Annotated in this window: 10 protein-coding genes and 1 tRNA gene; 7 read left to right on the forward strand and 4 right to left on the reverse strand. The window is 31.9% G+C overall.

Annotated elements, in window-relative coordinates:
- The first annotated feature begins 78 nt into the window (after positions 1–78).
- On the forward strand, positions 79–2,583 hold the full coding sequence (locus IU405_RS10995) for a S9 family peptidase (protein ID WP_197438652.1): 2,505 nt from the start codon (positions 79–81) through the stop codon (positions 2,581–2,583).
- 90 nt (positions 2,584–2,673) lie between these two features.
- Here the strand turns inward: IU405_RS10995 and IU405_RS11000 are convergent, their stop codons facing one another.
- Positions 2,674–3,108 carry a LexA family protein gene (locus tag IU405_RS11000; protein WP_197438653.1) on the reverse strand — a complete coding sequence of 145 codons (435 nt, stop codon included), beginning with the start codon at positions 3,106–3,108 and terminating at the stop codon, positions 2,674–2,676.
- A 71-nt stretch (positions 3,109–3,179) separates the two neighbouring features.
- Entirely contained in the window at positions 3,180–4,697 is a 1,518-nt protein-coding gene (locus tag IU405_RS11005) for a PLP-dependent aminotransferase family protein (protein ID WP_197438654.1), read from the reverse strand.
- Positions 4,698–4,765: 68 nt separating this feature from the next.
- Here IU405_RS11005 and IU405_RS11010 point away from each other — a divergent pair, with 68 nt between their 5' ends.
- Together IU405_RS11010 and IU405_RS11015 are read left to right on the forward strand one after the other, a co-directional pair.
- Positions 4,766–6,589, forward strand: a complete 1,824-nt coding sequence (locus IU405_RS11010) for a TonB-dependent receptor (RefSeq protein ID WP_197438655.1) — start codon at positions 4,766–4,768, stop codon at positions 6,587–6,589.
- Positions 6,590–6,657: 68 nt separating this feature from the next.
- Positions 6,658–7,524 carry a cupin-like domain-containing protein gene (locus tag IU405_RS11015; RefSeq protein ID WP_197438656.1) on the forward strand — a complete coding sequence of 289 codons (867 nt, stop codon included), beginning with the start codon at positions 6,658–6,660 and terminating at the stop codon, positions 7,522–7,524.
- Positions 7,525–8,226: 702 nt separating this feature from the next.
- On the opposite strand, the gene rseP is transcribed toward IU405_RS11015, so the two are convergent.
- Positions 8,227–9,573: an RIP metalloprotease RseP gene (gene rseP, locus IU405_RS11020; RefSeq protein WP_197438657.1), complete on the reverse strand. Its 1,347-nt coding sequence runs from the start codon at positions 9,571–9,573 to the stop codon at positions 8,227–8,229.
- Positions 9,574–9,742: 169 nt separating this feature from the next.
- Between rseP and IU405_RS11025 the strand changes: the two genes are divergently transcribed.
- The 4 genes from IU405_RS11025 to IU405_RS11040 all read left to right on the forward strand — a co-directional run bounded on the left by IU405_RS11025 (position 9,743) and on the right by IU405_RS11040 (position 13,624).
- Positions 9,743–10,420, forward strand: coding sequence for an SCO family protein (locus IU405_RS11025; protein WP_197438658.1), 678 nt, complete (start codon positions 9,743–9,745; stop codon positions 10,418–10,420).
- A 111-nt stretch (positions 10,421–10,531) separates the two neighbouring features.
- On the forward strand, positions 10,532–10,759 hold the full coding sequence (locus IU405_RS11030) for a ferrous iron transport protein A (protein ID WP_197438659.1): 228 nt from the start codon (positions 10,532–10,534) through the stop codon (positions 10,757–10,759).
- Between the two features lie 4 nt (positions 10,760–10,763).
- On the forward strand, positions 10,764–12,875 hold the full coding sequence (gene feoB / locus IU405_RS11035; RefSeq protein WP_197438660.1) for a ferrous iron transport protein B: 2,112 nt from the start codon (positions 10,764–10,766) through the stop codon (positions 12,873–12,875).
- 206 nt (positions 12,876–13,081) lie between these two features.
- Positions 13,082–13,624: a DUF2911 domain-containing protein gene (locus IU405_RS11040; protein WP_197438661.1), complete on the forward strand. Its 543-nt coding sequence runs from the start codon at positions 13,082–13,084 to the stop codon at positions 13,622–13,624.
- Between the two features lie 127 nt (positions 13,625–13,751).
- On the opposite strand, the gene IU405_RS11045 is transcribed toward IU405_RS11040, so the two are convergent.
- Positions 13,752–13,825 (reverse strand) — tRNA-Asp (locus IU405_RS11045).
- Positions 13,826–13,852: the final 27 nt, after the last annotated feature.

Here is a 13,852-nt window from a genome sequence, read left to right on the forward strand (position 1 = left end):
TAGACGTTAAAATTTGCCAAGTAACATCTTTTAAAGAACTTTAGCTTTTTTAATTCAAACTAATTCAAATTCTTACCCATGAAAAATCAATTGTTAGGTTTTTTCTGTCTGCTTTTTTCAACAATAATTTTAGCACAAGAAACTCCAAAACCAAATTACAGACAAGCTGCTAGATTTTCGCCTGAAAACATAGCAAAAATGGTACATTCAACTAGTGTAAATCCAAATTGGTTACAAAACGGAAATCGTTTTTGGTATCAGTATAAGACAGCCTCAGAAGGATCAAAATATTTTTTGGTTGATGCTGATAAGAAAACCAAAACACCACTTTTCGACAATGTAAAAATGGCAAAATGGTTGTCTCAAATCACCAAAGATCCTTATGAAGCGAAGCATTTGCCTCGTTTTAATTTCACATTTACCAAAGATGAAAAAGCAATTCGTTTTTATGTAACTTCCAATGAAGAAGTTGATGAAAAAGAGGATGATGCGAAAAAAGACGATGCGAAAAAAGAGGATAAAAAGAAAAAAGGGACTCCAAAAAAAGTGAAGAAAGTGTATCATTTTGAATATACATTAGGTGGAAATGGATTGAAAGTTTTGGACAATGAAAAAGCGCCAGAAGAAAAATGGAAAAACTGGGCAAATATTGCTCCTGATAGTTCTATTGTCTTGTTTTCTAAACAAAATAATATCTATTGGATGGACAAAACGAACTTTCTGAAAGCCGTTAAAAACGAAAAAGATACTACCATTGTTGAAAATCAATGGACCAAAGATGGTGAAGAAAACTTTAGTTATGGAGGAGGTTCTTTTGGAAAAACAGATAAAGAAAAAATCAAAGAAAAAGACGACCGAAAATATTTGGGTGGATTTTGGACACATGATGCTAAAAAATTCGTAACCACAAGAACAGATTCAAGACATATTGAAGATTTGTGGGTAATACACGCTACAAAAAGTGGCAGACCAGAATTGGAAACGTACAAATATCACATGGCTGGAGAGCAAGAATTTTACAAAGAAGAAATGTTGGTTTTTGATATGGCTAGCAAATCTAAAATGGGAGTAAAGCTAGATTCTACCATTCAACAATCCATCAGTATTTATAGATTCCCGAGAAAAAAATCATCAAGAAGAGATGAACACAATCCTACATTATTACTATCGAAAAAAGGTAAAATTTATTTCAATACCGTAAGTAGAGATCGTAAAAGATTGGACGTTCATGTGGCTGATATTGAGACTGGTGAAGTAAAAACCATCATCAAAGAACATTCGAATGTGTATATTGAAAGTAGAGGAAAATCAATCATTTTATTTAATAATGAACAAGAAATCTTGTTTTGGGCTGAAAATGATGGTTGGGGACATTTTTATTTGTATGATGCCAATGGAAATCTAAAAAATCAGGTTACAAATGGCCCATTTCACGTAGATTCTTTTGAAGGAATTGATGAAAAATCACGCACTTTATATTTTTCTGCCAATGGAATTCCAACAAACGAAGATCCTTACTATTTGCATTTGTATAAAATCAATCTAAATGGTTCAGGATTGACAGCTTTAAACCCTGGAGATTTCAATTCGACTATAGAAATGGCAGATTCAAATCAGTATTTTGTGAGTAATTTTTCCAGAGTAAATACCATTCCAAAATCAGAATTGAGAGATGCCAATGGAAAATTGGTAATGAAATTGGAAGAAGCAGATTTATCGCAATTATTTGCAGCTGGATATCAATTTCCTGAGCCTTTTAAAGTGAAAGCTGATGACGGAATTACAGATATTTATGGAGTGATGTACAAGCCTTATGATTTTGATTCTATTAAAAAATATCCAATTATTGAATATGTGTATCCAGGACCGCAAACTGAAGCTGTCAATAAGTCTTTTTCAGTAAGTATGGACAGAACAGACAGGTTAGCGCAGGTTGGTTTTATTGTAATTACCCTTGGAAATAGAGGAGGACATCCTGATCGTTCAAAATGGTATCACACGTTTGGTTATGGAAATTTGAGAGATTATGGTTTGGCGGATAAAAAATATGTAGCAGAACAATTGGCAGATAAACACGCTTTTATTGATATTGAAAAAGTAGGAATTTTCGGACATTCAGGAGGAGGATTTATGTCAACTGCAGCCATGTTAGTGTATCCTGATTTCTTTAAAGTGGCTATTTCATCTGCTGGAAATCATGACAATACTGTGTATAATAGTTGGTGGAGTGAAACGCACCATGGAATTAAAGAAGAAGCTGATGACAAAGGAAATATCAAATACAAATACTTGATTGATAAAAATCAAACATTGGCTCAAAATCTGAAAGGAAAACTATTATTAGCAACGGGCGATGTTGATAATAACGTACATCCAACAGGTACCATTCGTATGGTAAGTGCATTTATAAAAGCTAATAAACGTTTTGATTTTATGTTATTTCCAGGAAGTAGACATGGATTTACGGAAAGAGAATATTTCTTTTGGATGAATGCAGATTACTTTAGCAAACACCTTTTAGGAGTTGAAACTACAGATGTTGACATGATTGAAATGAATCGTGATAAGCCTTTGAAAAACTAAACATTTTTTAGATTTAATAGAAAACGCTGAACGAAAGTTCAGCGTTTTTTTATGATTGATACATGTAAAAAAGAGAAAAAATATTGAAAATTACACTTTCTTAATCACATTCGTTACAATTCCCCAAATGATAAAATCATTTTCATCTGTAATTTTTATAATGGGATAATCAGGATTTTCTGGTTGTAACCAAACTTCGGTTCCTTCTACACGTAATCTTTTTACTGTAAAATCTCCATCAATAAAACAAACCGCAATTTTGTTATTACTTGGTTCTAAACTACGATCAATTACTAATAAATCATCATTATTAAGTCCAGCACCAATCATAGATTGTCCTTTTACTTTGGCAAAAAAAGTAGTGCTTTTATTTTTGATGAGTTCTTCGTCTAAGGAAACTCTAGTAGTTTCAAAATCATCAGCAGGAATGGGAAATCCTGCAGAAATTCCAGTATCTAAAAAAATGGCACCTCCAATTTTGGAAGGTTTTGGTGTAAAAAATTCAAGTGTTTTTGAGTTGTTCATTTAAAAAATAAATAGAAATCATGTATGGATTTACTTTGTAAAGATACAAGAAAGAATAAAAACGAAACAAATCATATGTATTCGGAAGACAATTTTTTTACTACAGTTACATATGCCTCTTTTAATTTTTTTACAACAATTTCGATTTCTTCCTCTTCCAAATGACCATATCCAAAACGAATAGCACATGTATTTTTATCTTGATAGAGAATCGTTTTTGGTAAAAATAAATCGTTCTTTTCAGCTTCTGCTGCTAATTTAACCAACGATATTTTAGGCTCAAACTGTAACCAAATGGCTAAACCACCAGAAGGTTTTTTCCAAACTAAAATTTCTTTAAAATAGGTGTCCAAATGTTTGAAGAGGGAATCTCTTCGTCGTTTATAAATGACACTATTTTTTTTCATCAAACGATGTATTTCTCCTTCATGAATCAATTCTGAGAGCATTTGCTCTTGTATCAAATCACCTTGTTTATCCAATAATTGCAAATAATTTTTTGCTTCGGAAATCAGATTTTCTGGCGCAACTACAAATCCTGTTTGAAAACTAGGAAATAATGATTGCCCTAATTTCCCTAAATAAATGACCATTCCATGAGTATCTGCACTTGCCAATGGCAACATGGCATTTCCTTCAAACTGAAAATCATAATCATAATCGTCTTCAATAATGGCAAATCCAACTTCTTTGGCCAATTGAAGTAATTGCAACCTTCGTTCAGCACTCAATTTAACCGTTGTTGGATAATCTCTATTGGCGCAAACATATACGCATCTAATTTTTTGATTTGCAAAATTCTTTTTGATAAATGCAATATCCAAACCTTCATCATCCACAGGAATTGTTTTGATAAGAGCACCTGCTTCTTGAAAAATCATATTTGAAGCATAGTTACTCAAATTGCCAACCAAAACCAATTCATTTTTTTTGATAAGTAATTGAGAAACAATATATAAACTCATTTCTGTACTTCGTGTATTGAGAATGTTTTTAGGAGAAATCCGAAATCCTCTTGTGGCGTTTAAATAATTACACAATTGCGTTTGAAAAAATGAATTGGATTTTTCACTGAGTTTGTCCCACTTTTTTGGCAACATTTTTCGTTTCATAGCAGCACTATACCACCTATTAAATTCACTCACAGGATGCAACCGAATATCAGGTTTTCCATCATTGATGCTATATGCTGCGTTGGAAAATTCTGTAGTTGAAGCCAGATGAAATGATTTTTCAAAATGAAATCCTGTATGGTTGGCAACTGTAAAAATTTCATGAATTTTTTGAGAGTTTGCTTTGATTTTCAGGTTATTTTGCAATGGCTCTAACACAAAAGTTCCTTTATTGGGAATGATTTCAACCCAGCCTTGAGATGCCAATTCGTTGTATATAGCCACTGCAGTATTTCTGTGAATTTTCAGCAATTTAGACAACAAACGTGTGCCAGGAAGCAAGGTTCCTTTTTTAAAATAATTTCTTTGAATTGCCTGAATGATTTGTTGAGAAACCTGAATATATTGTGGCTGTGAAGCAGAGGTATCAATACTGATTTGATATGCAAAAAAATCAAAATCCGGACTATTTTTCATTTTAAAACGGGACTAGTTTTATAGTCCGGAAAATTACGACTTTTGCAACGTTTTTTAAATTACTATTTATGAAAATTACACATCTATTGATAGGATTGTTATTGTTGAATTTTATGAATCTGCAAGCGCAAGAAGTTGTTTCAAAAAGAGACACGCTAAAAGAAATTATCATTACTTCCACAAGAATTGAATTGCCTTTTAAGAAAGATTCAAGAACAATGACAATTATCAATGCTGAAACGATTCAAAATAGTGCAGCAACCAATGTAGCAGATTTGTTACAACAAGTGGCAGGAGTTGATATTAGACGAAGAGGAACTGGAGGCGCACAAGCAGATTTATACATTAGAGGTGGAGGTTTTGACCAAACATTGTTGTTGATTGACGGCATCAAAATGGATGATGCACAAACAGGACATCACACATTGAATGCTGCTTTGCCTATTGAAGTAATAGAACGAATTGAAATCATAAAAGGGCCTGCAGCAAGGGTTTTTGGACAAAATGCATTTACAGGCGCCATCAATATTGTGACTAAAAAACAGTTGAAAAATCCAGTTGCAATCAATGCTGAAACTGGTTCTTTTGGACAAACAAATGCTTCTGCAACCATTGGAAAAGTAAATTCAAATTCGGAATTCATTGCTCATATTGGCGCGTTGACCTCTGATGGGTATCGAAATAATTCCGATTACAACAATTATAATTATTTTCTAAAAGGAACTTTCAATAAAAATAAGCAACCTATTGAAATGATTGCCACGTTTTTTGATAAGAAATTTGGAGCTGAAAATTTCTATACGACCAATCCAACGTTCAATGAATATGAAGAAACTCAAAATAGTTTGGTGGGTTTTTCAACCACATTTCAAAACGAAAAATTCAAAATAAAACCGCGAGTTTATTGGAGACGTGGTCAAGATATTTTTTTATTGCGAAGAAACAATCCAGCATTTTATAGAAATTTACACATCACCAATAAAATGGGTGTTGAAACCAATGCTTCTTACACTTCGAATTTGGGAATTACAGGATTTGGAGTAGATGTTTCACGAGTTTCTATCAGCAGCAATAATTTGGGAGAACATCACAGAATCATGGCAAATGTGTTTTTGGAACATCGTTTTCAATTTTTTGACAATCAATTGGATATTACTCCAGGAGTTGCCATTACGTATTTTTCTGATTTCAAATTTCATGCGTTTCCTGGAATTGATGTTGGATATCAGCTTTCTGAAAGTATCAAAATCTATGGAAATTTGGGAACAACTTATCGAATTCCAACTTACACAGATTTGTTTTACAGAGACCCAGTAACCATTGGAAATCCAGATTTGCAACCAGAGGAAGCATTTTCGCAAGAAATTGGATTGAAATTCAATCGTGGAAATTTTTCAGGAAGTATGGCTTTTTTCAATAGAGATGCCACTAATTTGATTGATTATATTCGTCCAACTTCTTTAGAAAGTGTTTTTACAGCCACTAATATTGTGGAGGTTGTTACCAAAGGTTTTGAATTTGATGCAAATTATACCTTTAAAATTTCCGAATTTTATCAAAAATTAACATTTGGTTATTCGTTTTTAGATGATAACATTTTCAATAAAAATGAAAATTTATCACGCTATTCTTTAAACACATTAAGACATCATTTTACGACTCGATTTTCGAGTAAATTCTTTAAAAATCTAACTCAAAACATCATTTATAAACATGCAGAAAGAACTACTGGTCAAAGTTACAATGTGTGGGATGCTTCTATTGTTTTAACATTATCAGAAATCGATTTTACGTTTACTGCAAATAATATTTTTGATTCAGATTATATTGAATCTGGTTTTGTGCCAATGCCAGGAAGCAATGTGTTGTTTGGAATGCGTTTCAAAATGTAATTTCTAGGTCAACTTTTTAAAAAATTTCGTAACCTTTTCTTAACTTTGCAGTTTTAAAATTGTTAGGCATGAGTTTGAATTTATCTCAAATAGATAGGGTTGCAACCATCACCAAAGAGGATTTTTTAAAAAACTATTTTAAGCCTCAAAAACCAGTAGTTATAGAGCGTTTTATTGAAGATTGGCCTGCTTTTTCAAAATGGAATTTGTCCTACATGAAGCAAGTTGCTGGTGAAAAAATTGTCCCTTTATATGATGACAGACCTGTTGATTATAAAGATGGTTTTAATGAGCCTCATGCCAAAATGAAAATGTCAGATTATATAGATTTGATTGAAAAAGAACCTACAAAATTTCGTATTTTTTTGTGGAATATCTTAAAAGAAGTCCCTGTTTTACAGAATGATTTTACCTATCCTGATTTTGGTTTAAAATTATTGAAAGGCTTGCCAATGCTTTTTTTCGGAGGAAAAGATTCCTATACTTTTATGCATTATGATATTGATTTGGCAAATATTTTTCACTTTCATTTTCATGGTAAAAAAGAAATTATTTTGTTTGATCAACAGCAAAATGATTTTTTATATAAAATTCCTCATTCATTAATTACCAGAGAAGATATTGATTTTTCAAATCCTGATTTTGATAAATGGCCCGCTTTGAAAAAAGCAAAAGGATTTATCACAAATCTTGAACACGGAAATGTATTGTATATTCCTGAAGGTTATTGGCATTACATGAAATATATTACCCCTGGGTTTTCTATGAGTTTGCGTTCTATTGCACACAAACCAAAAAACTTGGGCAAAGCGATTTACAATATTTTTATCATGCGAAATTTTGATAATTTGATGCGAAGAATAAAGGGTCAAAAATGGATTGATTGGAAAAACGAACAAGCAATTGCTAAAACAATAAAATCAAATAAACATTAATTTAAAATTACTATTTTTTTAAATTAATTTTATCAAATCTTTAATTTTGTTTAATAATCTATAAATATTTCTTTTTTTCCTTGTATTTATTTCATTTTTAGTAATTTAGCATCGCCCAAACAAACAACTTATGAAAAGATGCCCAAATTGCAAATCTGAGTCAAATCATAGGCTTAGAAGAAGAGGATTTGTGAGATTAATTCCAGGAACAAAAAGTTATTCTTGTGACAAGTGTAATACCTTTTATACCTGGTTTTCATTCATTAATTGTTCATTTAAAATTTAACAAAAAAACCCAAAATGTCTTTCGCTTTTTGGGTTTTTTTATTTGTAGTAATATTTCTCTTTCGCTAAAATTTTATTTTGTAAAACATGTTATTGGTGTTTCAGATACCTTTTAATAGAAGTAAACAATAAAAATATAGAAATCAGTTAATTTAGAACATTTTTAACTTATTTAAAATCAATAATTTAGCGATTAATTATATACCATATAATGATGAAAGCTTGCCCAAGATGTAAATCTCCCTCTAGACATCGTTTGCAAAGAAAACCATTTGTTAAATTTATTCCAGGTACAAAGGCTTATGGATGTGATAAGTGTAATACGCAGTATACGTGGTTTCCAATTATAAATTGCTCTTTTAAAAACTAAAAAAGCACTCTGTTTTGAGTGCTTTTTTAGTTTTTGTGTTTTATAATTTATTTAAACAACCTAACAATGTCATTTCCATTGGCGAAAAGGAGCAAAGCTATCAAAATGATAAAACCTGTAACTTGCGCATATTCAAGGAATTTGTCTCCAGGTTTTTTTCCAGTAATCATTTCCCAAAGTGTAAAAACTACGTGACCACCATCCAAAGCTGGAATGGGTAATAAGTTCATAAAACCAAGCATGATGGATAAAAACGCGGTGATGTTCCAAAAAGTTTGTGCACTCCATTCTTCAGGAAAAATACTTCCTATAGAAATAAATCCGCCCAAACCTTTATAAGCACCAGTATTAGGATTGAAAATTTTCTTCAATTGTTTTATATAATCTGTCAATGTTTTCCACGATTTCTCAAAACCAGCAGGAATAGCTTCTGCAAATGAATATTCAATGGTTGCCAAATCATAATAGCCTAATTTTTGCATATCATCAAAAGACAATGCTCCAAAAACAACTCCAATTTTTCCATCATTAGTTACTTTCAATGAAACATTTTTGGTTTCATCCCCTCTTTTTACAAATACTGTAATTTCTTGGTTTTTATATTTGTCTAATTCTTCTTGCGCTTCATCAAAATAAGTAATTGGAGTTCCATTAATGGCTATAACAATGTCTTTTGATTTTAAATCAGCATTTTTGTTGGGCGAATCAGTAGAAATTTCTGAAATTGCAAAAGGATATCTTGGAAATAAAAACGGACCAGCATCTTTGCCACGATCCATCAATTGCGAAATGAAATTTTCAGGAATTTCTTTTTGAATGATTTCGCCATTTCTTTCGATTTCATAGGTATTTCCATTGATGAACTCTAATGATAAATCAGAGAATTTTTTTACTTTTTCACCATCAACACTTATTATTTTGTCTCCAGTTTGTAATCCTAAATTCACAGCCAAAGAATCTTGAACCCAAACTCCGTCTTTTACATTTTCATTGGGCAGATAATTTTCGCCATAAGCCCACATCAAGCAGATATAAATAAAAATTCCCAATACAAAATTCACAAAAACACCACCCAACATGATTATCAAACGTTGCCAAGCTGGTTTTGAGCGAAATTCCCAAGGTTGAGCAGGCTGTTTCATCTGTTCAGTGTCCATGCTTTCATCAATCATTCCTGAGATTTTTACATAACCTCCAAGCGGAATCCATCCAATTCCATAAACAGTTTCGCCCACTTTTTTCTTGAAAAGTGAAAACTTGTAATCAAAAAATAGATAGAATTTTTCTACTCGGGTTTTGAACAATTTAGCGGGAATAAAATGTCCCAATTCGTGCAATACAATTAATAATGATAAACTTAAAATAAATTGAGATGCTTTGATAAGTATTTCCATGCAGCGTTACTTCAGATTTTAAAAACGACAAATGTACGTTTTTAGAAAGAGTTTCAAAAGAACTAAATTTAGTTCATTTTTATTTTAACAAAGATTTTACGTTGCTTTTGTGAAACGATGCTTTTTTGCCGTTTTTTTAAGTCGTAAATTTGCACAATAAATCTTATTTATGGAACTCAAGTTTTTTAAAAAATCGCTTCCAACACTCATTTTTTTAGCCATTTTTTCGGCAATTGCCATCCCTATTTTCTATCATTTATTGAAAGTCGAAAAAAAATTGAAGATTTACAGTCCTGCAGATGTCAATCCAAGTTTGGTTGATGTTTCTGTAAAACATATTACGAAAGATCACGGCATTGCTGATTTCAAATTGATCAATCAAAATGGAGAAATCATCACCCAAAATGACTACAAAAACAAGATTTACATTGCGGATTTCTTTTTTACACGTTGCACAAATATCTGTATTGCCATGGCTTATAACATGAATGAATTGCAGGAATATTATAAAAATGATGATGATATTTTGTTTTTGTCACATTCTGTAACTCCAGAAATGGACAGTGTTCCCGTTTTGAAAGAATATGCCAAAAATAAAGGAGTTATTGATGGAAAATGGAACGTAACTACAGGAGATAAAAAACACATTTACGAATTGGCAAGGAAAAGTTATTTTGCTGTGATAGAAGATGGAGATGGAGGAGAAGATGATTTTATCCACACAGAGCAATTTATTTTGATTGATAAAGAGCGCAGAATTCGTGGTTTTTATGATGGAACAGATAAAAAGGATATGGAAAAATTAAAACAAGATATGGTTTTGTTGAAAGCGGAGTATGAAGATTGATTTTATTATTTAACAAAAAAATCGCGATAATAAATTGTTTAGAATCATTCTAAACTCTTATCTTTGTGACAAACTTAATTCCCGCTTTTGCGGGACTTTTTATATCAAAATTTGAGCACAATAGCATCTTTACAAATTGGTGAAATAGGCTATATTTCCGAAGAATCTTTGGATAATATTCCTTTAAAGTTATTAGAAATGGGCTGTTTGCCAGGTGCAGAAGTTGAATTGATTCAAGTTGCGCCTTTAAAAGACCCAATTTATATTTGTGTAAATGGCAGTCATTTAGCCATAAGAACTGAGACAGCTTTACAAATCAAAATCCTTAAAAGCGAATAAATCAATGGCAAACAAACCTATAAAAGTTGCCTTAATTGGAAATCCAAATACAGGAAAAACACTGCTTTTTAATCAGTTAACTGGCTTGAATCAAAAAGTAGGAAATTATCCTGGAGTAACTGTGGATAAAAAAGAAGGAGTTAGCAAATTGTCAACTACACAAACAGCTATTATTACTGATTTGCCAGGAACATACAGCATCAATCCTACTTCTATGGACGAAAGTATTGTGCTGAAAACCTTACTTAAAAAAGACATTAAAGAATCTCCAGATGTTATTTTGGTGGTGGCAGATGTTGAAAATTTAAAGAGAAATTTACTGCTTTTTTCGCAAATCAAAGACTTAGAAATTCCAACTGTTTTGGCAATCAACATGGTTGATCAAATGCATAAAAAAGGAATAAGCATTGATGTTTCAGTATTGAAAGAAGAGTTAAATACTGAAGTGGTGCTTATCAGCGCCAAAAAAAATGAAGGTATCAAAGAGGTAAAAGAAGCCATTATTCGCTGTCATGTGGCTGCAAAAGCTTCTCCTTTGTGTGGTATCAATCATAAAATTGATCCTGATTATTTTGCGAAATTAAAGGAAATTAGTCCCAATCATTCCTTGTATGAATTGTGGTTGATGGTTACTCAAAATAATTTTCCTGATACCATCACAGCTTCTGAAAAAGCAGCTTTGTTAGCTTTCAAAGAGGATATTTCTAAACTCAAAAAATACCAACACAAAGAAACCATTTATCGATATCAAGAAATCAATAAAATCCTAAAAAAAACCTATCTCATTGATAAATCAAAAGCCAGTGATGTTCGAAGCAAATTGGATAAAATATTTACCCACAGAATCTTTGGTTACATCATTTTCTTCCTGATTTTACTCATTATTTTTCAATCCATTTTTGATTGGGCTTCTGTTCCAATGGATTTTATTGATGGGCTTTTCGCTCATTTTTCTGAATTGGCTAAAAACGCACTTCCTGTGGGTGTTTTCACGGATTTATTGACTGATGGTATCATTCCAGGAATTGGAGGAGTCGTTATTTTTATTCCTCAAATTGCAATTTTATTTTTGTTTATTGCCATTTTAGAAGAAACTGGCTATATGAGTCGTGTGGTTTTTTTGATGGATAAAATCATGCGACGTTTTGGGATGAATGGCAAAAGTGTCATTCCGTTAATTTCAGGAACAGCCTGTGCAATTCCTGCAATTATGGCAACAAGAACAATAGGAAATTGGAAAGAACGATTGATTACCATTTTGGTGGTTCCTTTTACTACATGTTCAGCAAGATTGCCAGTGTATGCCATTTTAATTGCGTTGATTATTCCTGATACCAAAATTTTTGGATTGCTCAATTTGCAAGGTTTGGTGTTGTTATCTTTATATGCGTTGGGTTTTGGAACGGCTATTTTAGCGGGATATATTTTGCATAAAACATTGAATATCAATTCGAAATCATTTTTTGTGATTGAAATGCCCAATTACAAAATTCCTTCTTTCAAAAATGTATTTTTTGAAGTCGTAGAAAAAACCAAAGCGTTTGTTTTTGGTGCCGGAAAAATCATTTTGGCGTTGTCAATTGTTTTGTGGTTTTTGGCTTCCAATGGCTCATCTGACTTTAAAAATGCTGAAAATAATGTAGCAAAAATGGAAGTTTCTCAAAATTTACCATCGGACGAATTAGATAAAAAAATTGCTTCCTACAAACTCGAAAATTCTTACATAGGAATGTTAGGAAAATCTATTGAACCAGTCATTAGACCCTTAGGATTTGATTGGAAAATTGGAATTGCGTTGATTACTTCCTTTGCAGCTCGTGAAGTTTTTGTAGGAACTTTGGCAACGATTTATAGTGTTGAAGCCAATGATGATGATGTTACTACCATCAAACAAAAAATGGCTTCGGAAATCAATACAGAAACAGGAGAAAAACGATTTAATTTTCCTGTTGGAATGTCATTATTGGTGTTTTACGCTTTTGCGATGCAATGTATGGCAACATTAGCCATTGTGAAAAAAGAAACAAAAACATGGAAATGGCCTTTAATTCAATTGGTTGGCATGGGATTATTAGCCTATATTTCTTCATTCATCATTTTTCAAATTTTAAGCTAATGCAACAAATTTTAGTATATCTTTTTCTAGGAGCTGCTTTGTTCTTTTTGTTAAGAAAATATGTTTTCACTTCAAAAAAATCAAAAAACTGTTCAACCGATTGTGGTTGTCATTAAAAATCTTAACACAAAATTAGTACCTTTGGAAATCAAGGTTTTATAACTTTGGTTTTCAAAAAAAATCAAATAAATTTAATTAACAAATACATGAAAAAATCTATTTTATTGATTGCTTTTTTAGCAATTTTTTTAGGAACAAGTGCTGATATCTCTGCTCAAAAATTTACTAAAATTGATCCAAGTCCCATGGATGCTGCTGCTTATCCATCAAATTGGAGAGAGGCAAATAAATTGGTGAAAGTTGTGTATAGCCGACCACAATTAAAAGGAAGAACGTTGGATAAATTAGCGCCCAATGACAAAGTATGGAGAACTGGAGCCAATGAAGCAACAGAAATTACCTTTTATAAAAATGTAGTTTTTGGTGGGAAAGAAATTGCTGCAGGAACATATACACTTTTCACGATTCCAACAAATGAAGATTGGACAGTGATTGTAAGCAATCAAAAAAACGTATGGGGTTCCTATTTTTATGATGAAAAAGATGATGTTGCAAGGGTAAAAGGAATCGCTTCAAAATCGGAAGAAACTATTGAAGCATTTTCAATCGTTTTTGAAGGAGAAAAAAATGATGTAATGATGTATTTAGGCTGGGGAAATACAGTTGTTTCAGTTTCTGTGAAAGGATAAAAATAACTTGAAATAGTATTAAAAATGAAGCCTCAATTTTTGAGGCTTTTTTTGTATCCTGAATTTTTTAAGTTTTTGAAAATAAATGAAAAAGCCTTAAAAATCATATGATTTTTAAGGCTTTTTGCGGTCTGGACGGGACTCGAACCCGCGACCCCATGCGTGACAGGCATGTATTCTAACCAACTGAACTACCAAACCGTTGCTACCTAATTACGGTATTGCGGA

The sequence above is a fragment of the Polaribacter sp. BAL334 genome (assembly GCF_015767435.1).
Classification (GTDB): Bacteria; Bacteroidota; Bacteroidia; order Flavobacteriales; family Flavobacteriaceae; genus Polaribacter.

What these genes read in the sequence shown, in the direction of transcription:
- IU405_RS10995 (WP_197438652.1), top strand. Translation starts at nt 79, where the DNA reads ATGAAAAATCAATTGTTAGGTTTTTTCTGTCTGCTTTTTTCAACAATA.
- IU405_RS11000 (WP_197438653.1), bottom strand. Translation starts at nt 3,108, where the DNA reads ATGAACAACTCAAAAACACTTGAATTTTTTACACCAAAACCTTCCAAA.
- IU405_RS11005 (WP_197438654.1), bottom strand. Translation starts at nt 4,697, where the DNA reads ATGAAAAATAGTCCGGATTTTGATTTTTTTGCATATCAAATCAGTATT.
- IU405_RS11010 (WP_197438655.1), top strand. Translation starts at nt 4,766, where the DNA reads ATGAAAATTACACATCTATTGATAGGATTGTTATTGTTGAATTTTATG.
- IU405_RS11015 (WP_197438656.1), top strand. Translation starts at nt 6,658, where the DNA reads ATGAGTTTGAATTTATCTCAAATAGATAGGGTTGCAACCATCACCAAA.
- rseP (WP_197438657.1), bottom strand. Translation starts at nt 9,573, where the DNA reads ATGGAAATACTTATCAAAGCATCTCAATTTATTTTAAGTTTATCATTA.
- IU405_RS11025 (WP_197438658.1), top strand. Translation starts at nt 9,743, where the DNA reads ATGGAACTCAAGTTTTTTAAAAAATCGCTTCCAACACTCATTTTTTTA.
- feoB (WP_197438660.1), top strand. Translation starts at nt 10,764, where the DNA reads ATGGCAAACAAACCTATAAAAGTTGCCTTAATTGGAAATCCAAATACA.
- IU405_RS11040 (WP_197438661.1), top strand. Translation starts at nt 13,082, where the DNA reads ATGAAAAAATCTATTTTATTGATTGCTTTTTTAGCAATTTTTTTAGGA.